23 protein-coding genes and 1 pseudogene are annotated in these 20055 nt (G+C 63.6%); 11 read left to right on the forward strand and 13 right to left on the reverse strand.

Annotated elements, in window-relative coordinates; translation table 11 throughout:
* Window positions 1-9: 9 nt before the first annotated feature.
* The 3 genes from ASD05_RS23180 to ASD05_RS23190 all read left to right on the forward strand — a co-directional run bounded on the left by ASD05_RS23180 (window position 10) and on the right by ASD05_RS23190 (window position 2274).
* Window positions 10-1044, forward strand: a complete 1035-nt coding sequence (locus tag ASD05_RS23180) for a M35 family metallo-endopeptidase (protein ID WP_056597502.1) — start codon at window positions 10-12, stop codon at window positions 1042-1044.
* Window positions 1041-1511, forward strand: coding sequence for a hypothetical protein (locus ASD05_RS23185; protein WP_056597504.1), 471 nt, complete (start codon window positions 1041-1043; stop codon window positions 1509-1511). Before ASD05_RS23180 ends, ASD05_RS23185 begins: the two co-directional genes overlap by 4 nt.
* 145 nt (window positions 1512-1656) lie before the next feature.
* Window positions 1657-2274: a hypothetical protein gene (locus tag ASD05_RS23190; protein WP_200955474.1), complete on the forward strand. Its 618-nt coding sequence runs from the start codon at window positions 1657-1659 to the stop codon at window positions 2272-2274.
* On the opposite strand, the gene ASD05_RS23195 is transcribed toward ASD05_RS23190, so the two are convergent.
* From ASD05_RS23195 to ASD05_RS30255, 5 genes are all read right to left on the reverse strand, one after another.
* Window positions 2256-2546 carry a putative quinol monooxygenase gene (locus ASD05_RS23195; protein WP_056597506.1) on the reverse strand — a complete coding sequence of 97 codons (291 nt, stop codon included), beginning with the start codon at window positions 2544-2546 and terminating at the stop codon, window positions 2256-2258. The genes ASD05_RS23190 and ASD05_RS23195 overlap by 19 nt on opposite strands.
* A 155-nt stretch (window positions 2547-2701) precedes the next feature.
* On the reverse strand, window positions 2702-3637 hold the full coding sequence (locus ASD05_RS23200) for an AraC family transcriptional regulator (RefSeq protein WP_056597508.1): 936 nt from the start codon (window positions 3635-3637) through the stop codon (window positions 2702-2704).
* Between the two features lie 84 nt (window positions 3638-3721).
* Window positions 3722-4033 carry a hypothetical protein gene (locus tag ASD05_RS23205; RefSeq protein ID WP_056597510.1) on the reverse strand — a complete coding sequence of 104 codons (312 nt, stop codon included), beginning with the start codon at window positions 4031-4033 and terminating at the stop codon, window positions 3722-3724.
* 205 nt (window positions 4034-4238) lie between these two features.
* Entirely contained in the window at window positions 4239-5183 is a 945-nt protein-coding gene (locus tag ASD05_RS29700; RefSeq protein ID WP_082572259.1) for a retron St85 family RNA-directed DNA polymerase, read from the reverse strand.
* Window positions 5170-6057, reverse strand: a complete 888-nt coding sequence (locus ASD05_RS30255; protein WP_157610238.1) for a retron St85 family effector protein — start codon at window positions 6055-6057, stop codon at window positions 5170-5172. Before ASD05_RS30255 ends, ASD05_RS29700 begins: the two co-directional genes overlap by 14 nt.
* Window positions 6058-6477: 420 nt before the next feature.
* On the opposite strand from ASD05_RS30255, the gene ASD05_RS23210 reads away from it, so the two are divergent.
* The 3 genes from ASD05_RS23210 to ASD05_RS23220 all read left to right on the forward strand — a co-directional run bounded on the left by ASD05_RS23210 (window position 6478) and on the right by ASD05_RS23220 (window position 9010).
* The gene (locus ASD05_RS23210) at window positions 6478-7680 is read left to right on the forward strand and encodes an MFS transporter (RefSeq protein WP_056597511.1); all 1203 of its coding nucleotides are present in this window, start codon (window positions 6478-6480) and stop codon (window positions 7678-7680) included.
* A 43-nt stretch (window positions 7681-7723) separates the two neighbouring features.
* Window positions 7724-8545: a 2,5-didehydrogluconate reductase DkgB gene (dkgB, locus tag ASD05_RS23215; RefSeq protein ID WP_056597513.1), complete on the forward strand. Its 822-nt coding sequence runs from the start codon at window positions 7724-7726 to the stop codon at window positions 8543-8545.
* Window positions 8546-8695: 150 nt separating this feature from the next.
* Window positions 8696-9010, forward strand: coding sequence for an NIPSNAP family protein (locus tag ASD05_RS23220; protein WP_056597959.1), 315 nt, complete (start codon window positions 8696-8698; stop codon window positions 9008-9010).
* An 18-nt stretch (window positions 9011-9028) separates the two neighbouring features.
* Here ASD05_RS23220 and ASD05_RS23225 read toward each other — a convergent pair whose 3' ends face one another.
* Entirely contained in the window at window positions 9029-9553 is a 525-nt protein-coding gene (locus ASD05_RS23225; RefSeq protein ID WP_056597515.1) for a hemerythrin domain-containing protein, read from the reverse strand.
* A 252-nt stretch (window positions 9554-9805) separates the two neighbouring features.
* Here ASD05_RS23225 and ASD05_RS23230 point away from each other — a divergent pair, with 252 nt between their 5' ends.
* Window positions 9806-10642: an alpha/beta hydrolase-fold protein gene (locus tag ASD05_RS23230; RefSeq protein WP_056597517.1), complete on the forward strand. Its 837-nt coding sequence runs from the start codon at window positions 9806-9808 to the stop codon at window positions 10640-10642.
* Between the two features lie 59 nt (window positions 10643-10701).
* Here ASD05_RS23230 and ASD05_RS23235 read toward each other — a convergent pair whose 3' ends face one another.
* From ASD05_RS23235 to ASD05_RS23260, 6 genes are all read right to left on the reverse strand, one after another.
* Entirely contained in the window at window positions 10702-10956 is a 255-nt protein-coding gene (locus ASD05_RS23235; RefSeq protein ID WP_056597519.1) for a hypothetical protein, read from the reverse strand.
* A gap of 165 nt (window positions 10957-11121) precedes the next feature.
* Entirely contained in the window at window positions 11122-11598 is a 477-nt protein-coding gene (locus ASD05_RS23240) for a nucleoside deaminase (protein ID WP_235508071.1), read from the reverse strand.
* Window positions 11599-11621: 23 nt separating this feature from the next.
* Window positions 11622-12914: a cyanate transporter gene (locus tag ASD05_RS23245; protein WP_056597524.1), complete on the reverse strand. Its 1293-nt coding sequence runs from the start codon at window positions 12912-12914 to the stop codon at window positions 11622-11624.
* Entirely contained in the window at window positions 12911-14113 is a 1203-nt protein-coding gene (locus ASD05_RS23250; RefSeq protein WP_056597526.1) for an amidohydrolase family protein, read from the reverse strand. Before ASD05_RS23250 ends, ASD05_RS23245 begins: the two co-directional genes overlap by 4 nt.
* Before the next feature lie 32 nt (window positions 14114-14145).
* Entirely contained in the window at window positions 14146-15621 is a 1476-nt protein-coding gene (locus ASD05_RS23255) for a sodium:solute symporter family protein (protein WP_056597527.1), read from the reverse strand.
* On the reverse strand, window positions 15618-15833 hold the full coding sequence (locus tag ASD05_RS23260; RefSeq protein WP_056597528.1) for a DUF3311 domain-containing protein: 216 nt from the start codon (window positions 15831-15833) through the stop codon (window positions 15618-15620). The genes ASD05_RS23255 and ASD05_RS23260 overlap by 4 nt, the downstream gene beginning before the upstream one ends.
* Before the next feature lie 166 nt (window positions 15834-15999).
* Between ASD05_RS23260 and ASD05_RS23265 the strand changes: the two genes are divergently transcribed.
* From ASD05_RS23265 to ASD05_RS30265, 4 genes and pseudogenes are all read left to right on the forward strand, one after another.
* Window positions 16000-16785 carry a GntR family transcriptional regulator gene (locus tag ASD05_RS23265; protein ID WP_056597529.1) on the forward strand — a complete coding sequence of 262 codons (786 nt, stop codon included), beginning with the start codon at window positions 16000-16002 and terminating at the stop codon, window positions 16783-16785.
* Window positions 16786-16848: 63 nt separating this feature from the next.
* The gene (locus ASD05_RS23270; RefSeq protein WP_056597530.1) at window positions 16849-17799 is read left to right on the forward strand and encodes a DMT family transporter; all 951 of its coding nucleotides are present in this window, start codon (window positions 16849-16851) and stop codon (window positions 17797-17799) included.
* 49 nt (window positions 17800-17848) lie between these two features.
* Window positions 17849-18401, forward strand: a 553-nt coding sequence (locus tag ASD05_RS30260) for a TorF family putative porin (RefSeq protein WP_414930059.1), incomplete at its 3' end; no start/stop codon positions are given.
* A gap of 1 nt (window position 18402) precedes the next feature.
* Window positions 18403-18779: pseudogene (locus ASD05_RS30265) on the forward strand (TorF family putative porin); the annotation flags it as partial.
* A 172-nt stretch (window positions 18780-18951) separates the two neighbouring features.
* Here ASD05_RS30265 and ASD05_RS23280 read toward each other — a convergent pair.
* Window positions 18952-19953 (reverse strand): Bug family tripartite tricarboxylate transporter substrate binding protein, encoded by a 1002-nt coding sequence (locus ASD05_RS23280; RefSeq protein WP_056597531.1) that lies wholly within the window; start codon window positions 19951-19953, stop codon window positions 18952-18954.
* Window positions 19954-20055 lie beyond the last annotated feature (102 nt).

Genomic DNA, 20055 nt, shown 5'->3' on the forward strand with positions numbered 1-20055 from the left:
GTGTGCCGAATGGATCGAAAAATTCTCGTGGTCGGCGATCCGCCGGCCCCTGGCGGCAGAGTGCTGCCGTATGACGGTCCGATGCTCGATATGCACGGCCATCAGGTCGCGTTGATCGGCGGCAGGGCCTATTGCGAGGGCTGCAACAGCGTCGGCATCATCGCCAAGGCAGGAGGACCACGGCGCCCGCAATTCATATCGGAGGCTGCGCTGGAGGGAGACGTGGTGGTGTGTCATTGCCCGGTGCCGCAGCCCATACTTTCCGTGCTCCAGCAATCGGCGATATACGACGATGGGGACTGGCATGCGGCGGGTGTCATACCGAGCATCACCGCGTTGGCCATGACGCCGACCGCGGGCTCCGCGCTTGAAATGGTCGCCTTCAAGAAAACCGTGGACGACAACGTCACACATCCCCCAGAGGCCGAGCAGACCGAGAACATCTGCCCGAACATGACGAACAAGGAGTTCGCTACTTTGGCGATGAAACTGCGCGATATGGCTGTCGACTACATCACGAAAAAGCGGCTCCCCGAATTGGAGCGCTGGGACAAGGGGGCTCAGGCCCGCGCAAAGATGTGGTTTGGCATTGCCGACCAAAGCACGCGTGAGTATCTGCAGAAAGGCTTGGCCGCATGCGTGCGCGTGCTGAACAGTTTGGAGGCCAAGAACTTCGTCCGCTTCACAGAAGGTGGCAAGCTGGCGACATGCGTAATGGGTAGCGCTTCAGGTACCGCTGCAGCGGTATGCAAGCCAGATACCGCCACTCACACCATCGCGATTGGGCTCGACTTTTGCACCTTGACGTGGGACAACAAGGCCCATTTCGAAACGAGTGAAGTTCTAGACGGAGACTCCCGGCTGCTCACACTGATTCACGAAATCACTCACTTCGAAGACACCTTCAGCTCCAACGACGAGTGGTACGGAACAATGATCTCGAGACTGAATGTCAAAGACGCAAGAAACCGAGCCAAGGCAAGAGTGAACGCAGACAGCATCGCTGCATACATCTTGGGCATCAATCGCGAGACAGCCGAATGAAATATCTCCACGCCATCATCCCTCTCGCCTTCGCCCTCGCTCCTGCATGGACCGCCGCCTGCTCTTTCGGCGGACTCGAACGCGAAGTACGGTTCCCCTCGGCAAGCACGCACCTCGGGTCGGAGCAGATCATCTCCCTGACAAACTGGTTCATCGAACAGAAGGACACGAGCAGAGCGACGCACGGCATTTACCGCGCCGACATCTTTGCCGTCGCCGTCAAAGGCGATGCCGATTCAACAAGAAAAGCACATCGCCGGCTTGCCGAGATCACCGGTCTTCTGAAGACCCTGAGCGCCGGGACTTCTTTCGATGTGGAAACCCATGTCAATGAAATCGAGACCCGACCGACAAAGCGCCCTGAGCGCCTGGACGTCTTGCAAGCGACGGTTCAACCGACATGCGCCAAGACACGCTCGTGCTGCAAGGGGATTGAAGGCCCCTCGGCATCGCCCAGACAGCAATAGTTCGATGCGCCGACGAACCGTCTGGACCTCGACTGCAATCCTTGGCCAACTCGAAGGCGACCTGCTCAAGACGGAGAATCGACCGCTTCCGCAGGCAATGCTTTCTGCCCGCACCCCTGCGTGATCGGCATTTCGCAAAGGCCCAATGACCCCAACGATTCGAGACATCCGGCGCGCCAGTCCTCTCGCGTTCCCTCGAGCACTGGCGATTGCCTCCGCGCTTTCATTGGCCCTGCTTTGCTCGGCCGCCACAGCTGCCGCGCCCAAGGCCCGGCCAAAGTTCATCGACTACCCGACCACCGCGCGCGATCAGCCCCTTGCAGGCCCACACCCACCACTGCGGCTGACCACCCGAACGGCCCGGCGCTACACCACCGTCATCCACCACGCCTACAACGAGCCGCCCAACTTCGCCGGCCATCTGCGGGTGGCAGCCTGGGGATGCGGCACCGATTGCCGCAACTTCGCGGTGCTCGACCAGAACACGGGCCAGGCCTACACCCTTCCCACCGTCGATGCGATCGTGGGCGCCATGGGCAACGGCGATGAGCGGGTGGATTTCCGGCTCGACAGCCGGCTGCTGATCATCTCCGGCAGCTTCAATGAGAAGCCTCCGGAAGGCCGGTTCTACTATCTGTGGACCGGCCAGCGCCTCGAGCGGATCTTCACTGAGCCATTGCCAATAGAGATGATCGACACGTCTCCCGTGGAAACCAAACACCCGCGCGCTGAGACAGACGAGCATCAAAGCTCGTTGCAATAGCAGCTGACAGGCTCTCCGGCCAGCTCGGCCGCCATCGCGTCCCATGCCCCCGACGCCACGACGCCCGCGATATGAGCCTGATGCTGGCTGCGTGACTCCCACGACTCGACCATCGTGAACACGCAGTCGTTGTCGGCGCGCCCGAACAACTGCACGCCTCGGCATCCATCCGCCGATGGCAGCGACTGCTTGACCTGTTGCATGAGTTCGGCGAACGCCGATGCGCGCTCTGGCTTGGCTTCGAAAGTGATGATGACGTTGATCGGATTCATGGAAATTTCTTTGTCGCTGGCTTGAAGAAAAAGGAAGAACGCAGGTTAGCCAGCGCCCTCTCCCGCGCCAAGGCGCGAAGCTGCGAAGAAATTGACCATGGCTGCGAAGGATGCGACCGACCATCCCCCCATCAGCCCATCAGCCCTTCAGCCCATCAACCCGCCTGCACGCGCCGCACGTACTCGGCGGGCGTCGTCTCGAAGCGCCTGCGAAACGCGCGGTTGAAATGCGCCGCGCTCTCGAACCCCACCTTCGCGGCCGCATCGCCGGGCCGCAGCCCCGTGCCCAGCATCAGCGTGCGTGCCTCTTCCAGGCGCAGGTCGCGGATACAGCGCATCGGCGTGACCCCGGCCACCTCGCGAAAACTGTGCGCGAAGTGCGAAGGGCTCATGTGCACGTGGCTCGCAATCTCGGCCACCGACAGCGGCCGGCCCAGATGGCGGCGCATGAAGGCGATGGCCGTCTGAATGCGTGCGCCGGCCTTGGTCACGGCGCCCGCGCTGCGGATGGCGGCCGCAGCCTCGGAGCGCAGCAGCCGCAGCACGATTTCTTCGACCGCCAGCGGCGCGAGCGTGCGGCGGTCCACCGGGTCGTCGGCCGCCAGCAGCAGCCGGGCGAAGGCCTCGACCACCTCCTGCCCTACCGGGGCCGTGAAGTTCTCGGTCACGCGGGCGGGCTCGGCCAAGGTGCCGCTTTCCGCCAGCGCGACGACAGACTTGACCAGCACCTCGGGCGGCAAGTCGAGATGAATCGCAAGATACGGATGCCCGGCGCTCGCTCCGACCACCGTGCCGAGGCACGCGACCTCGGCCCCGAGCACCAAGCACTGCATCGCGCCGTAGTCGAGCGAACGACGGTCACCGAGGTGGGCGGTCTTGCGGCCCTGTAAGACCACCACCACGCCCGGCGTGAGGCGCTGGGTTTTTTCGTAGCGGATCGGGCGTGAGAAGCGGTAGCAGCGCAGGCCTGGATACGGGGCATCGGTGCGGCCGTCTGTGGGGGTTCGGGCCGCGACCATGTCGCGCAGTTGGGCCCAGGCGGCGGTGGGGATGGCCTCGGGCTTGTTGTCGGCAACGGGCGGAGTTGGCATCGGTTTGTTGTGGGGGAAGAAAAGCGAGATGCGCAGCGTACGTAGCCGGTTGGTGCGTGCCCGTTCTCAAGGCGCGCGCTGGTGCTATTGGGCGCTGCCGGTGTTTTGTCGCAGCGCTTCGCGCACTGCGCTGGTGGCGCCATTGACGGTATCGATGCGGGCCAGCAGCGCGCCATTGAGCAGGCCCAGCAAAGCGCTCAGTTCGGTGCGGCTGGGGGTGAGCGCCTCGCTGTCGTTCAGGGCGCTGGTGTCGACGAGCTTTTCCAGCGCGGTGTAGGCGCGTAGCACTTCGTTGAGGGTGTCGGCGTCGTCGCAGGCTTGGAGGGCGAGGTCGTCGAGAGTGGAAGATGCGAAGGGATCGTGAGATTGCGCGCAGGCGCAAGCGGATTCAGCCATTAGATGGTCTCCAAGTTTTGCCAAAGAGTTTCATCAGGCTTCCAAACCCGGCCGCACCACCTAGCGCGACGGCGCCAGTATATAAGCGCGAATCTCTTCAAGGCGCCGAATTCCCCCCACGAATGGCAAACGAACCACGCAAACTTCAATCAAGACGAATGTGACGTCAGTTCACAAATTAAAAACGAAATTATTTTGCGCAAGCTCAGCCTTCCGCAACCTCTCCGTTCCCTCGCATCAATTCTTTGAATATCTGCTCGCCAAGCATATTATTAATCGAAGCAACGAACTCCGCATCAATTGACATTGCGAATGCGATCAATCCACGGAGTTTCCCCACCTCCTCAGGACTTAACACACCCTGCGCAAAATGATGCGCCGTCGCTCTTATTTTTCGCTTTTTTTCTCGACCCAATGATGCACGACCGTCATTTGACAAAATCAAACCCGTCAACTGGCGCTGATGCTTCTTTGAAGTAAATACCGTTTTTCCCTCATTCAATCGAAGGCGAGGGTATTCCAAAGTTCGACAAATTTCGACGACTCGCGTCTTAACTGCCTCAAGAATATGTGGAACATTGGTTGAAAATGCCAAATCATCGGCATATCTCGAGTAACGAACACCAGCTTGCTCGCAATATTCTTTGACCGCTAAGTCAAAAGAATACATTACCGTATTTGATACTGCAGGCGAACTCGGCGCTCCAATAGAAAGAATCAGTCGCTTGGCATCTACATCTGCCCTAAAAAGCAAACGAACCATTGCAGTTTGATCGGGCAGCGTCACATCCGAAAATCGCGCAACATGCTGTCGAAAATCCTCGCCTCGAATCGATGGAAAAAAATCTTCAAAATCCAATTTAAGAAGATATTTACCCGAAGCATGAAGTTGTGCGTGGTCTTTGATACCCAAGCTTGGTCGATAAGCAGTGGCAGCACTATGAACGGGCAGTGACTGCAAATAATTAGAAACCAACCATCTCTGAACCAATTTGAGTTCAGCCGTGGGCTGCGCGATCATGCGCAAACCGCGGCCATTTCGCTTTTCAATACTATGGATTTTGTATCGGCGTGGAGCAGTATGAATCAGCAACTCCACCTCTCTTCGCGAGAATGGAAAGGCGATTTGCAATCGCTCAATTAGATTCATTTTGCACCTTCCCGTGAATCTGCTCGTATGCCTTTCTTCGGATGGACTCTTTTTTCAACTGCTCAAACGCGAGCGTCTTAAATCTGGTTCTATCAAATCTATTTTCCGAACTCACCCCATCGTAGTCCATGTAGGACTCTCGATTTTCAAGGGGCGCAACATAATATTTTTGCGCATATTGATGTGCCTCATCGACAAGCTTGAACAATTTAAGCTGGCCAACCATTCTTCGGAAATTATTTCGATCAAGCTCAATCCCCAAAAAACTTAGAAGCCCGATAATCTCGGTCTCGGTTGCAGCACCAAATAATTCGACCAAATCCACAATTAAGAGAAGTTGATCTCTGATTCTTTCCGAGCGAATCAACTCTTTACGAGGATTGTTGTTCACCTTGGCTTGAAGGGCGTCAGCAACGTCTGAGGCCTCAGCGTAAAAATCTCGCGGCTCATTTGCCTCCACTACACAAATGGAGGCCTCAGAATGATCGCCCTCAAGTTTTTTTAACGGGCCATGAACAAGAAATGAATCTTCATCGAAATGCGCACGACTAATTACTACGAGGAGACGCTCAGAGAGAACTTCATCCATGCAAAATACACCTAACTCTGCAAGCGCGCCGCTGCCTTCCGAGAAAAGCAAAATCGCTCCCGATAGCGCACCCGCCTCTCGTTCAAAATCTACGAGATTTTGGTAGCCCTGAAATCTATTCCACTCAGGATAGTCTTCAGGCAAATGAAATTGATCTCTAAGTGGACTCTCATTTTCATGGGCCCAATTGAGGAAAACGTTTCGAAATGAAGAGTTTCTATTTTCTTCCTCAACTCCAATAGGGCCGCTTCCAAAAACCAGGATGATTTTTGGAAGACGGCGCAAACGAGTCCTCTGAGGATCGACGCTTACTTTGAATTGTTCTATAGCGTCCACAAATATGTTCAATTACCTAAATTAGGCACGAAAGCGGCATGCGCCGAATCGGGACCTACCGGACACGGATTCGGCGCATGCCGATTTCGTGCCGTTGTTGTAGTCCACTGCATTTCAGTCTGGCGAAGCGCCCGACATTGATAGCTAGCTCCTGCTACCGATACGCGTAATTGAGCGGCCATTCTTGCAGACGCTACAGCAGTTTGCAAGGCAAAAAACATCCCAATCTCCCTTACCCAAAACATCGGCGTTAACCCAAAAGCCTTGGGCTAACTATTGACTGGAGCACAACTATCTTCTGCCCCACCCCCCATTTATCCGCAACGGTAACCGCAAGACACTCCTCCCCATCCAAGAAGGAGTGCCCTCATGCCCATCGCCCTACTAGCGCTAACCCTCAGCGCTTTCGCCATCGGAACGACCGAGTTCGTCATCGTTGGCCTCATCCCCACAGTCGCTGCCGACCTCAACATCGGCCTCCCCTCCGCTGGCCTGCTGGTCAGCCTCTACGCACTGGGTGTCGCCATCGGCGCGCCGGTGCTCACCGCGCTCACGGGCAAGCTGCCGCGCAAGGCGCTGCTGCTCGGGCTGATGGCGCTGTTCACGCTCGGCAATCTGCTGGCGTGGCAGGCGCCGAGTTATGAATCGCTGATTGCCGCCCGCGTGCTCACGGGGCTGGCGCACGGGGTGTTCTTCTCCATCGGCTCGACGATCGCCACCGGCCTGGTGCCGAAGGAAAAGGCGGCGAGCGCCATCGCGATCATGTTCACGGGCCTCACGGTGGCGCTGGTCACGGGCGTGCCGCTGGGCACGTTCATCGGGCAGCACTTCGGCTGGCGCGAGACTTTCCTGGCCGTGTCTGCGCTGGGCGTTATCGCCTTCATCGGCAGCTGGGTCTTCGTGCCCGGCAACATCCGCCACACGCCGCCGGCCTCGCTGGCGCAACAGGCCAAGGTGCTGGCCGAGCCGCGCCTGCTGCTGGTGTATGCCAAGACGGCCATCGGCTATGGCGGCTCGTTCATTCCGTTCACGTTCCTTGCGCCGATCCTTACCGACGTGTCTGGCTTCAGCGCGGGCGCAGTGGGCTGGGTGATGCTGGTGTACGGCGTGTCGGTGGCGGTGGGCAACATCTGGGGCGGCAAGCTGGCCGACCGCATGGGGCCGATTCCGGCGCTGAGGATCATCTTCGCGCTGCTGGCCGCGGTGCTGCTGGTGTTCAACTTCGCGGCGCCGCACAAGTGGCTGGCGCTGGTGGCGGTGCTGATGTGGGGCGCAGTCGCCTTCGGCAACGTGCCGGGCCTGCAGGTGTACGTGGTGAAGCAGGCCGAGCGCTTCACGCCGCAGGCGGTGGACGTGGCCTCGGGCCTGAACATCGCGGCCTTCAACCTGGGCATTGCGGGCGCGGCCTGGGTCGGTGGGCTGATCGTGACGCACCTCGGGCTGATGCACACGCCGTGGATCGGTGCGCTGGTGGTTCTGCTCTCGCTGGCTCTCACGCAGTGGAGCGGCACGCTCGACCGCCGCGCGGGCATTCCGGTTCGCGCTTCGGGGCCGGTGCCTGTCGGTCACTGAGCTTCGCTTTCTTCCCCTCGTTTCAAACGCACAGAAACACACCATGAACACGAACACCAGCAACCTCATTCCCGCCTTCGGCCTCGGCACCTTCCGCCTGAAGGGCCAGGTGGTCATCGACTCGGTGAAGAACGGCCTCGACGTGGGCTACCGCGCGATCGACACGGCGCAGATCTACGGCAACGAGGCCGAGGTGGGCCAGGCGATTGCCGAAAGCGGCGTGGCCCGCAGCAGCCTCTTCATCACCACCAAGATCTGGACCGACAACTACGCGAAAGACAAGCTGGTGCCCAGCCTGAAAGACAGCCTTGCCAAGCTGCGCACGGACCACGTCGATCTGACGCTGATCCACTGGCCCTCGCCCGGCAATGCGGTGCCGGTGGCGGAGTTCATGGGCGCGCTGGCCGAGGCCAAGGCGCAGGGGCTCACGAAGCACATCGGCGTGTCGAACTTCAACATCGCGCTGATGAAGGAAGCCATCGCGGCCGTGGGCGCGCAACAGATCGCCACCAACCAGATCGAGCTGCACCCTTATCTGCAGAACCGCAAGGTGGCGGAGTTCGCGAAGAGCGTGGGCATCCACATCACGTCGTACATGACGCTGGCCTACGGCAAGGTGCTGAACGATCCGGCGGTCGAGGCGCTTGCGAAGGCGCGCAACGCCACTGCCGCGCAGGTGGTGCTGGCGTGGGCGATGCAGCTGGGCTACGCGGTGATTCCGTCGTCCACCAGGCGCGCGAACCTCGAAGGCAACCTGAAGGCACAGCAGCTGCGCTTGACGGATGCGGAGATGGCGCAGATTGCGGCGCTCGACCGCGGCGAACGGCTGACCGACCCGGCCGGTCTGTCGCCAGCCTGGGACTGATCGTCAGCGCCTCCTGCCATGCGTGCAGGCGCGGCATCACTCGCTGATGGCCGCCTGCGCCCGCCGGCACTCTGAGTTGCACTTTGCGATTTGCCCCTCAGGCACTCCGGTGCTTCAATGTCGGCTCCTGCCATGACCAAGGAGACTTCCATGGCCTACGAAGCGCGATATGTCCTGCGACCCAACCCCGGAGCCGATCTCGGCGCCGTCATCGAAGCCCTGAAGGTGGGCGCGGCGCTCTGGAAGAAGCACGGTGCGCCCGACCCGCAGCTATGGAGCGTGGCCGCTGGCGAACTGGGCAACTATGTTCTGACCGTGCAGTTCGAGAACGCGGCCGCATACGCGAAGGTCACGGACCCGCTGTCGGCCGACCCCGAGTTCCGCCGCTGGCAAGCGGACAACGTGAAGTCCGGCGCGTTCACGTGGGTGCGCAGCAACCTGATGCGCGAGCTCCCCCTGCCCTGAAGCCACCGCCGCGCCCAATCAATGGGAGCGTCGTTGTCCACGCTCCTTCGCGGCGTGTACCTCCTTCGAGATGGACGAGACCACGGCGGCCCATTCCTCCGCCGTGAGCAGCAGTGCCGTCTGCGAGTGAAGGAGCGTGTCTTCCTTGTCCAGGTGCACGGACATGAACTGCCGGTGCCGCTGCAACAGGGCCTCGGCCTCCGCGGCTGCTCTCGCGTCGCCGGTCTCGGCGCGCTTCAAGTTGGTCTTTGCCTGCGAGAGAAGGCCGTTGCAGCATTCGCTCTCCGAGTCGAGTTCATCGAGAAGCTCGTCGGCTTCGCTCGACCTCCCGCGCAGCATGTTCAACATGACGACGCCCTTGGGGCGGTGCGTCGTTTCTTCGAAGTCCTGGAGACGTTCGATGACTTCGATGGCTGACGCCGCGCGTTGTCCGGTGCGCGTGCCGTCGCCTGTCTTCATCGCCGTATCGAGTCGAGCCAACAACTCCCGGGTGCGGGCGTGCTCGGCGCGCAGGATGGCCCATGCGCATTCGGCTGCCAACATGCTTCACCTCCTTTGTGGAGCAGCGAACTGCTCCGGAATTGCCTGTGAGCCTTAGCCTTTAACGCCATGGTTCTACATCGTTGCAGCCGGTGCCGCAAGCCTCGTCTCGAAGGCCGGCTTGTCGCCTGCCCCGGGGATTGATACGACTGTTTCAGGGTCTCGTCTACCCAGGCCCGGGCCGCGATCGCGGCGGCCCGTGGCATTCTGAAGAAAGGCGAATCTTCAAACTACACAGGCGATCGAGGAAATCCGATGCGGCATGAACGATGGCTGCGCGCGTTCGCATGGGCCGGAAGCTGCGCGCTTCTGGTTGCGTTCAGCATGTGGAGCGGTGGCGCCGCCATTCCCAATGCGCCGGCCGCACCGCCCGCGGCGAGCAGTCGCGTCGTCTCCAGCACCATCGCTTCGGCCAAGACCGGCGCGACCTATCCGCTCGAAATCTACCTGCCCGCCTCCTACGACGGCGGCTCGGCGGCGTATCCGGTCATCTATGCGCTGGATGGCGATGCGGTCTTCAATCCGCCCGGTACGCGGTTCGCGAATTTCAGGGCCATTCTCGAGGCGCGCCGCACGCAGGCGATCCTCGTGGGCATCGGCGGTTCGGCTCGGCGCGGAAGGGACTACCTGCTGCCCGGGGCCCTTGCGTACCACGACTTCCTCGCGCTCGAGCTCGTGCCCTTCATCGAAGCGCGATACCGCGCCGATGCGCGGAGGCGCATGCTGACGGGCCTGTCGCTGAGCGGCAGCATGGCCGGCATCGCATTGTTTCTGGAGGGCGCGGCGGACCAGCTGACGTTCTCGCACTTCCTGTCGTTCGAGGGCTCGTTCGGCGTTCAGGCGGACCGGCACCGGGCGCTCGAAGAAAAGATGCACGACGCGCTCGGCGGCAAGCCCTTGCCTGCAACGCTCTTTCTCACGCGCTGCGGCAACCCCGCGGAGTGCAACTTCGAGCCCGTGGACGGGATGTACAAGCGGCTCCTGGCCCGCTCGTACCGGGGTCTGGTGACCACGGAAACGACGTATTCGACGACGCACATCGGCACGGATGTTCCGTCGTTCACCGACGCGATCGCGAAGCTGTTGCCGTAGTTCGCCTGGCCGGCGGAGGCAACGTCGCGGAGCAAAAGCTGCTGCGAAGGCAATCGTCTTCATGCCGCGGGTTCGCAGATCGAATCGAGCGCGTACCTGAGTTCGCGCTCCTCTTGCGAGGTCATCGCGAGTGCGAGGGTGCGGAACTCGGCCTTGTAGCAAGGCAGCATCAGTGCCGCGGTGAGCGAGTGAACGCCACTGCCGCGCGCGATGTGCTCGTGGCATGCGACAACGCTGCGATGGATTTCGAGTGCGCGTGCGACGCGGGCCGAGGCTTGCCCTTTCGCGCCCTCGTCGCTTCTCATGAAGATCATTGCCGACTCCTTGCTGCAGCGCGCTTTGCGTGGCGCCGTGAGTGCACTCTATTCAGAGGAGCGCGCAGCGGGGAGTAACAACATCGTCGTGAAACGCCGCGCAGTCGAAGCGATCCGCTCCACACGCCGCAGATTCCCGCTGACCGGGCAGCGGTCAGCCGGGGCTCATGAACCCCGGCGCGTCGCGGCCCAATCGGAAAGGATCTGGACGGCCTCGCGGTCCATCTTCTGCTCGGCGGGCAAGCTGCGCTGCCCAAGCGCAGCACCAGCCTCGGTACGCAGGACTTCCACGTCAATGGGATGCCGCGCCGCCACGGTCACGCTCTCGAAAGCCTCGCCCGACTGCGCAAGCGAAGCCGCGTAGTAAAGCTTCGCGATGCCCGCGATGTGCATCGCCGCCACGCACATCGCGCAGGGCTCGCACGAGGTGTAAAGCTCGCAGCACGACAGGTTCACGGTGCCGAGCTTGCGGCATGCATCGCGGATGGCTTCGACCTCGCCGTGCGAGGTGGGGTCGTGGTGGGCGACGGAATGGTTGAAGCCTTCGCCGACGATCACGCCGTCTTTCACGACGACGGCACCGAAGGGCTCGGTGCCGGGCTCCTGCAGGGCTCGGGCAGAAAGGGCCAACGCCCTTTGCATGAAGTGTTCCTGGTACATGGTGCTCAGACCTTTCTGGTGGCCGCGCCTTCGAGCGCGGAGAGAGATGGTGCATCAGTCTGCAGCGCGCGCGAATCGAACAGGCCTGCCGTGGCAGCTGCATAGCGGCGCGGGTCGAAGCGCAGCATGAGCGGCAGCAGCGCCACCACGACGGCGGCAAGGTAGGCCCACGCGAGCGTGAAGCCGCCGGTGTGCTCGCGCACCCAGCCGGTGACGAAGGGCGCGAGCGCCGCGATCATGAAGCCCACGCCCTGCATGAAGCCGGCGAGCGCGCCGGCCTGTGCGGGGTCGGGCAGATGATCGAGCGCAAGCACCATACACAGCGAGAACGCGCCGCCGAGGCCGAAGCCCAGCACGACGGCGACCGCCACGGCCGGCACGGGCAGCGCGAAACTCAGCGCGCAGAAGCCCGCGAGCTGCGCGGTGAGCATGAGCACCAGCCACGGCCGCAGGTCGCGCCCACGACTGCGCGCAATGGCGGGCATGGCGAGCGCGGAGACCACCTGCGCGGCGGTCATCAGCGCGAGCACCGAGCCGCCCTGCTGCGCGGTCCAGCCCTGCTGCGCGTAGAAGTGCGGCAGCCAGGCGACGAGGCTGGTGTAGCCGCCGTTGATGAGGCCGAAGCACGCAGCCAGCAGCCATGCGCGGCGGCTGGCGAAGCAGCGCAGCCACGAGAGGCTTTGCCTTGGCGCATCGGCAGTGAATTCCATTCGCCGCATGTTGAGCCAGTACAGCAGCGCGAAGACGGCAAGCAGCGCCCAGATCGACAGGCCCGCGTGCCAGTCGGGCTGCGCGCCGCCGAATGCATGCGCGACCCACGGGCTGGCCATGGCGCCGAGGCCGCCGCCGCCCATGATGGCGGCGGAGTACAGCCCCGTCATCACGCCGATGCGTGTCGGATAAGCCTGCTTCACCACGCCGGGCATCAGCGCCTGCACCAGGCCGACACCGGCACCGGCGAGCGCGGCGCTCCACAGCAGCGCAGCCGCACCGCCGGCGATGTAGCGGCTCGCACAGGCAAGGGCGATGGCCCCGAGCCCGAGCGCGACACTGCCGCGCGCACCAACGCGCTGGCCGACAGCCGCGCCGAACAGCGAGGTCGCACCCATCGCGAACATCGGCAGCACCGTGAGCAGCGCCACCGCATGAAAGCCGATGCCGGTGGCAAGGCGGATGGGTTCGAGCAGTGGGCTGCTCGACGTGAGAAAGGCGCGCAGGTTCAGCGCGACCAGCACGATGACGATCGCGAAGGCGATGCCTCCGTCGCGCCTGTTCTGCTTTGCTTCCTCAGCCTTCACAGGAACGCCAGGTCGGCCCGCAGCACGCCGTTGCGCGCCACGATGCAGCCGCCCGCCACCACCAGCTTGCGCACGGGCCGCGAGACCACGGCGTGCGCGACAGTCTGCGCATCAACCAGCACCAGATCGGCGCGGCAACCCGCCTCGAGCCCGTAGGCCTCGAAGCCGCAGCCCCGCGCGCCCGAGTGGGTGACGGTGTCGAGCGCCACTGCGATCTCGTCGTCGCGGCGCAGGTTGTAGCGCAGGCCGATGATCATGGCGCGCTCCAGCATGTCGGGGTTGCCGTAAGGCGACCAGGTGTCGCGAATGCCGTCGTTGCCGCCGAGCACGGTCACGCCGGCCTGCCTGCAGGCCATGAGCGGCGGCACGTTGCGCGAAGGCGGCGCGCTGGTGATGAGCACCACGCCGAGCTTCGCCATGCGCGCCAGCAATGCATCGCGCTCGCGTTCGCTCACGTCACCCAGGCAGAAGCCATGACTGATGGCCACCTTGCCCTGCATGCCCAGCGCCTCTGTGCGCTGCAGGATCAGGTCGAGCGAGAACGCGCCCATGGCGCCGGGCTCGTGCAGGTGGATGTCGACCGGGCGCTGGTGCTTGTCGGCAATGCCGAAGAGCACATCGAGCGACTTCACCGGGTCACCGTCGATGGCGCAGGGGTCGAGGCCACCGAGCACGTCGGCACCCAGCGCCAGCGACTGGTCGAGCAGCTCGGCCGTGCCCGGCCGGCCGAGCAGGCCCGACTGCGGGAACGCGACGATCTGGATCTGCTGCTGCCCGCGCAGCGCCTCGCGCGTGCGGATGGTGCCTTCGAGATGGCGCAGGCCAGCCTGGGTGTCGACGTCGACGTGCGTGCGCAGCCGCGTGGTGCCGAGCGCCAGAAAGGCCTTGGCCAGCACCAGCGACTGCGCGGCCGCGTCGTGCCCGCTGGCGTGGCGGAAGGCGCGCTCGTTCTCGATCTTGTCGATGAGGTTCGTGCCGACTTCGTTGCGATACCAGTCCATGCCCCACATGGTCTTGTCGAGGTGGGTGTGGCCTTCGACGAGACCGGGCAGCAGCAAGGCGCCGTGGCCTTGCTCGACGGTGACGCCGGCCGGCGCGGCAAGCTCCGCGCCGATCGCGGCGATGCGGTCGTCCTGCACCAGCACGTCGACGGGGGAGGCACCCATGGGGCGCACGTTGCGGATCAGGAGCGATGGCATGTGGGGCGGTCCGTTTCTCTATCTTGCAGGCATCAAGCCGGTTGGGCGACGATGACGCGGCGGGTCGTGTTCGGGGTGAGCAGCGCCACCACGACGAACACCAGCGCATTCGTCGCCAGCGCCACGAGCCCGGTGTTGAGCGACTTGAACACCACCGGCGCGGCCGGGAACAGCGTACCCAGGTTGGAGCCGGTGGTCATCATGAAGCCCAGCACCGCGCCGCCCGCCAGGATGCCTGCGAAGGCCGCGTGCCTGTTGCCGAAGGGCTTCTTCATGAGGCTGAAGAGCAGCGAGGGCAGCAGCTGCGTGAGCAGGCTCGACGCGAAGATGGCCACCGACACGATGGTGGTGCCGCCGCGCAGCACGAAGTACACCGCCACCAGCGCGAACACCGGCAGCACGCCGCGCGCCACGCGCGACACCTGCCTGTCGGTGGCGTTGGGCGCGAAGCCTTCCTTGTAGACGTTCTTGCCGATCACCGTCGAAGCCGTGAGCAGGATCATCGAGCCCGGCACCAGCGCCGTGAGCACGCCCGTGCCGCCGATCACGCCGACGAACCAGGGGTCGAAGGTGTGCTTCACGAGGCCGAAGAGGGCCAGGTCGACGTCGGAGCCCTTGAGCCCCGGCACCTGCAGGATGGCCGCGAAGCCGACCAGGAACAGGAAGGCGATGACCACCTGGTACAGCGGCATGAGGATGGTGTTGCGCCGCACGGCGCTCGCGCTCCTGGCGGCATACACCGAGGTGAGGTTGAACGGGTACAGGTAGTAGCCCAGCGCCGTGAGCAGGATGGTCGAGTTGTACCAGGTGAGGTTCAGGCCCTCTTTCGGGAACTCGAAGAAGCCGGGGTTGGCGGCGTGGATGGCGCTGAACATCGGCGCGACGCCGCCGTAGTAGTGCCACGGCAGGTAGATGCCGAGGAACACGGCGAGCGCGAGGATGAGGATGTCCTTCACGATGGCGATGCTGGCCGAGCCATGGATGCCCGAGAACAGGATGTAGCTGACCATGACCAGCGTGCCGATCCAGATCGCCACCTGCGGCGCGAAGGAGCCGTACGAGGCCTCCGACACGATGATGCCGAGCCCGCGCAGCTGGATGGTGAGCAGCGCAACCATGCCCATGAGCGCCACGATGGACACCAGCACGCCCAGCGCGCGGCTGTCGTACTTGTGCGCGAAGAAGTCGGAGAACGACACCAGCTTGTGCGCGGTGGCGTAGCGCCAGATGGCCGGAAGCATCCAGAAGGCCATGAGGTAGGCCAGGCCGCCGTAGGCCAGGATGTAGAAGGCCGGCGTGCCCTTGCTGTAAGACCAGCCGCTGGCGCCCAGGAAGGTGAAGGTGGAGAACGACTCGCCCGCCATCAGCAGGAACACCATGATGGCGCCCAGCCCGCGCCCGCCGATCGCCCATTGCTCCAGGCTCATGGTGCGCCCGCGCCGCGCGAGCACGGCGAGGCCCAGCGCGCCGATGACGAACAGGGCGATGACGCCGAGTGTCGCGTTCATCGCGCGCCTCCGGTGGAGGAAGAAGGCGCATCGATGTCGCCTTCGGCGCGGTCGATGACCACCATGATCAGCGAGGTCAGCACCAGCCAGCTGACGTTCCACACCATCAGGAAGGGCATGCCGAGCACGAAGGTGGGAGCGACGGAGGACAGCCATCCCCCGCTGAAGAAGGCGGCGACCGGCAGCGCGGCAAGCCATTTGGCGGATCTCATGGGAGCCTCGATTCTTGTCTCGGGTTGGGATATTCTGGAATTTTGGTTAACCATACAGTTTTATTTGGTTAACCAAACGGAGTCGGATGGTACGGAGCGCAAGGGTCCGAGTCAATCCGGGGGCTTTCCCTGAGGGTGCGGTACGCAGGCAATAATCCGGTTGCCTATGCCCTCCGCCGCCCGCAAATCCCCAGCGACCGCCCCCTCCCCCGAGCCCACCGAAGCCGACGATCCGAACGTGGACGAACGCGTCTACGGCGCGGTCTCCAAGGCCTTGCTGAGCGGCAAGCTGCGCCCCGGCACGCCCTTGCGCGAGCGCGCGCTGGCCGAAGCGCTGGGCTGCACGCGCGGCGCGGTGCGCAAGGCGCTGGCGCGGCTGGGCTCGGAAAAGCGGCTGGTGCTGGAGCACAACCGTGGCGCCTTCGTGCCCAACCCCTCCATCGACGACATGCGCGGCATCTACCGCGCGCGCCGCATCGTGGAGGCGGGGCTGGTGACCACGCTCTTCGGCAATCTCTCGCGCGAGCAGGTGGCCACGCTGCGCAAGCACGTGCAGGCGGAGCAGAAGGCCTTCAAGGAAGGCCGGCGCGAGGACGCGGTCCGGCTGGCGGGCGACTTCCACCTGCTGCTGGCGCAGATGGCGCACAGCGAGGAACTGCTGTCGTACATCCGGCGGCTGATTTCGAACACCGAGCTCTACAAGGCGCTCTACGACTCCGCCGAGGCCGCGAGCTGCGCGCCGCGCGAGCATGAGCAGATCATCGAGGCGCTGGCCACGGGCAAGTCGCTCGACAAGGCGCTGGCGGTGGCGCTGGAGCATCTGGACGAACTGGAGCAGCGCGTGATCGCGGGCGCTGCGGCCGAGCAGGAAGTGGACCTGGCGACGCTGCTGAACGGCGGCGGCACCAGCAGCGGCAACAAGAGCAGCAAGCCGCACGCGCACGACCACTGAGGCATCCACGCTTCGCTCGCGGCCGAAGTGTGGCCGCGCCGGTCGGGGAATGATCGGCGCACCATGCACGCATCCACACCCTCCTCCATCGACAAGCCCCGCGTCAACCTGGCCTTCGAATGGGCGCTGCTCGCGGTGCTCGCCACCTGCTGGGGCGCCTCGTACACCTTCATCAAGATCGGCGTGGCGACGATCCCGCCCGTCACGCTGATTGCGGCGCGCACGCTGATCGCCGGCCTGCCGCTGCTCGCCGTGCTGCGCATGCGCGGCGTGAAGCTGCCGACGGAGCCTGCGATGTGGCGGCGCTTCGTGCTGCAGGCCTGCCTGAACAGCGTGCTGCCCTTCACGCTCATCGCCTGGGCGGAGCGCAGCGTCGATGCCGGCCTGGCGACCATCCTCAACTCGACCTCGCCGATCTTCATCTTCCTGCTGGGGCTGACCCTCGGCGGCTCCGACAAGCCCACGCTGCGCCGCTTGTTCGGCGTGGGCGCGGGGCTGGCGGGCATCTGCCTGATCGTGGGCTTCGAGGCGCTGAACGGGCTCGGGCATTCGCTGCTCGCGCAGCTCGCGCTGGTGGCGGCCGCCGTCTGCTATGGCTGCGCAGCGATGTTCGGCCGCGTGTTCAAGGGGCTGGACCCGATGGTGCCGGCCGCCGGTTCGCTGCTGAGCGGCGCGGCGATGCTGCTGCCGGTGAGCCTCGTCGTCGATCGGCCGTGGACACTGGCGCCATCGGCACCCTCGATGGCGGCAGTGCTCGCGCTCGCGGTGCTGTCCACGGCGCTGGCCTTCACTATCTACTTCCGGCTCATCAAGACGCTAGGGCCGATGTCCACCGCAGCGCAGGCCTATCTGCGCGTGCCCATCGGCGTGCTGATCGGTGTGATGTTCCTGGGCGAGCGGCTGGCGCCGACTGCTTGGATCGGACTGGCCTGCGTGGTGACGGGCGTGGTCGCGATGACGCTGCCCGAAACGAGACTTTTGCGCCGCGGACTGCATTTTTTACGCGGCGTTTAGATGCCCGCTCATACGCTGCTGGCTCCTCCATCCGTCAGCGAATTCTTCGATGAAAAACCTTCTCCGCGTCGCATTGCCGATGCTCGTTCTTCCCACCCTCTGCGCCCTGCCGATGCTTGCGAGCGCGCAACTCACGGGCAACGTGGCGCTCACCACCAACTACAAGTTCCGCGGGCAGGACCAGGACATGCTCGGCAAGAACGACTACGCCAAGACCAAGGCCTTCAAGCCCGCCATCCAGGGCGGCCTGGACTACGCCTTCGGCGACAGCGGCTTCTACGTCGGCAACTGGAACTCGAGCGTCAACTGGCTCAAGGGCAACAGCATCGAAATGGACGTGTACGGCGGCTACAAGTTCAAGGCCGGCCCGCTGGACATGGACGTCGGTGCGCTCACCTACATCTACCCGGGCAACTCCTCGGGCAACACCACCGAGCTGTACGTCGCGGGCACCTACGCCAATGAAAACCTCGGCTCCTTCACTGCCAAGTACTCGCACACCGTGTCGAAGGACTACTTCGGCTACGCAGGCAACAAGGCCGGCTCGGGCCTGAAGGGCACCAACACCGGCTACCTGAACCTGTCGTACAGCAAGGAGATCTNTGTCGAAGGACTACTTCGGCTACGCAGGCAACAAGGCCGGCTCGGGCCTGAAGGGCACCAACACCGGCTACCTGAACCTGTCGTACAGCAAGGAGATCTTTCCCAAGGTCACGCTGAAGGCTGCCGTGGGCTACACGAACATGTCCAGCGACATTCGCAGCCTGGGCTACAAGAGCTACGTCGACTACAACGTCGGCGCGAGCTACGACTTCGGCAACGGCCTGTCGCTGACCGGTTCGGTGCAGGGCGCCAACAAGAAGAGCTCGTACCTTGCCGTGAGCAACCCAGGTGTCGACCTGGGCTTCGGCGCCTTCGGCAGGCAGACCTACTCGCCGAACAAGGCGCGCTTCATCCTCACGCTGACGAAGACGCTGTAAGCCACGTTGTCGCTGTGATTCAGGGCGCATGAACCGCCGGCACAAGCAGAGTGCCCATGTGCGCAGGGCATCGGGTGCTCCCCGCAGCGAAATAAAGGAGGAGCCCGAAGGGCGGGGGACATTCGCGGAGGGGAGTACCCGGTGTCCTGTGCACACGCCCTGAACGCAGCGTTCAATCGATGCTGATGTTGGCGGCCTTCGCAACCTCAGCCCATTTCACCCGGTTGTCGTGCACGGTCTTCTTGAACTGCGCCGGCGACTCGATGCGCACGGTATTGCCCTGGCTCTCGAAGCGCTCGCGGATCTCAGGGGTTTCAAGTACCGCCTTCACGGCCGCGTTGAGCTTGTCGACGATCTGCGGGTCGGTGCCCTTGGGCGCGAAGATGCCGAACCAGATCGAGCTGTCGAAGCCCTTGGTGCCCGGCAGGCCGCTCGAGGCGATGGTGGGCACTTCTTTCACGGCCGGCACCGCGGCGGCGGTGGTCACGCCCAGCAGGCGCACCTTGCCGGCCTTGTAGTGCGGCAGCACGGTCTGCACCTGGTTCATGATGCAGCAGGTCTCGCCGCGCACCACCGACGTGATCGCCTCGGGGCCGCCCTTGTAGGGCACGTGCACCATGTTCAGGCCGAGGCGCGCATTGAATTCGGCAAAGGCCATGTGCGTGCCCGCGCCGTTGCCTGTAGACGCATAGTTGTACTTGCCGGGATTTGCCTTGACCAGCTCGACGAATTCCTTCAAGGTCCGCACGTTGATCACGTCGGGATTGATGGTGAGCACGTTCGAAACGTCGAGCACCGGCGCCACCGGCACGAAGTCGGCCTCCACGTCGAAGGGCAGCTTCTTGTAGAGCGCGGCGTTGCTGCCGTGCGTGGCTGCGGTGCCGAAGGAAAGCGTGTAGCCATCGGGCCTGGCGTGGGCCACGTATTCGCTGGCGATGTTGCCGGCGGCGCCCGACTTGTAGTCGATGACGACGGGCTTGCCGAGCTGCTTCGACAGCGGCTCCTGGATGACGCGGGCCACCACGTCGACGCCCGAGCCGGCCGGAAAGCCCATGATCAGCGTGACGGGCTGCTGCGGCCAGTCCTGCTGGGAAAAGGCGGCGGGCGCAACGAGAGAGGCAGCGGCCAGCAGCAGTGCGCGGCGGGCAATTCGAGAGAAGGGAGAATGAAACATGACTGTCTTTCTGCGAGGCAAGCGGTGCAAGCGCGCATTGTGGCGCGCCGCTGATGCCCGATTCCATATGAGCTTATGCGCGGCATGCACGCCGCGTGCCTG

The sequence above is a fragment of the Variovorax sp. Root434 genome, assembly GCF_001426595.1.
Lineage (GTDB): Bacteria > Pseudomonadota > Gammaproteobacteria > Burkholderiales > Burkholderiaceae_C > Variovorax.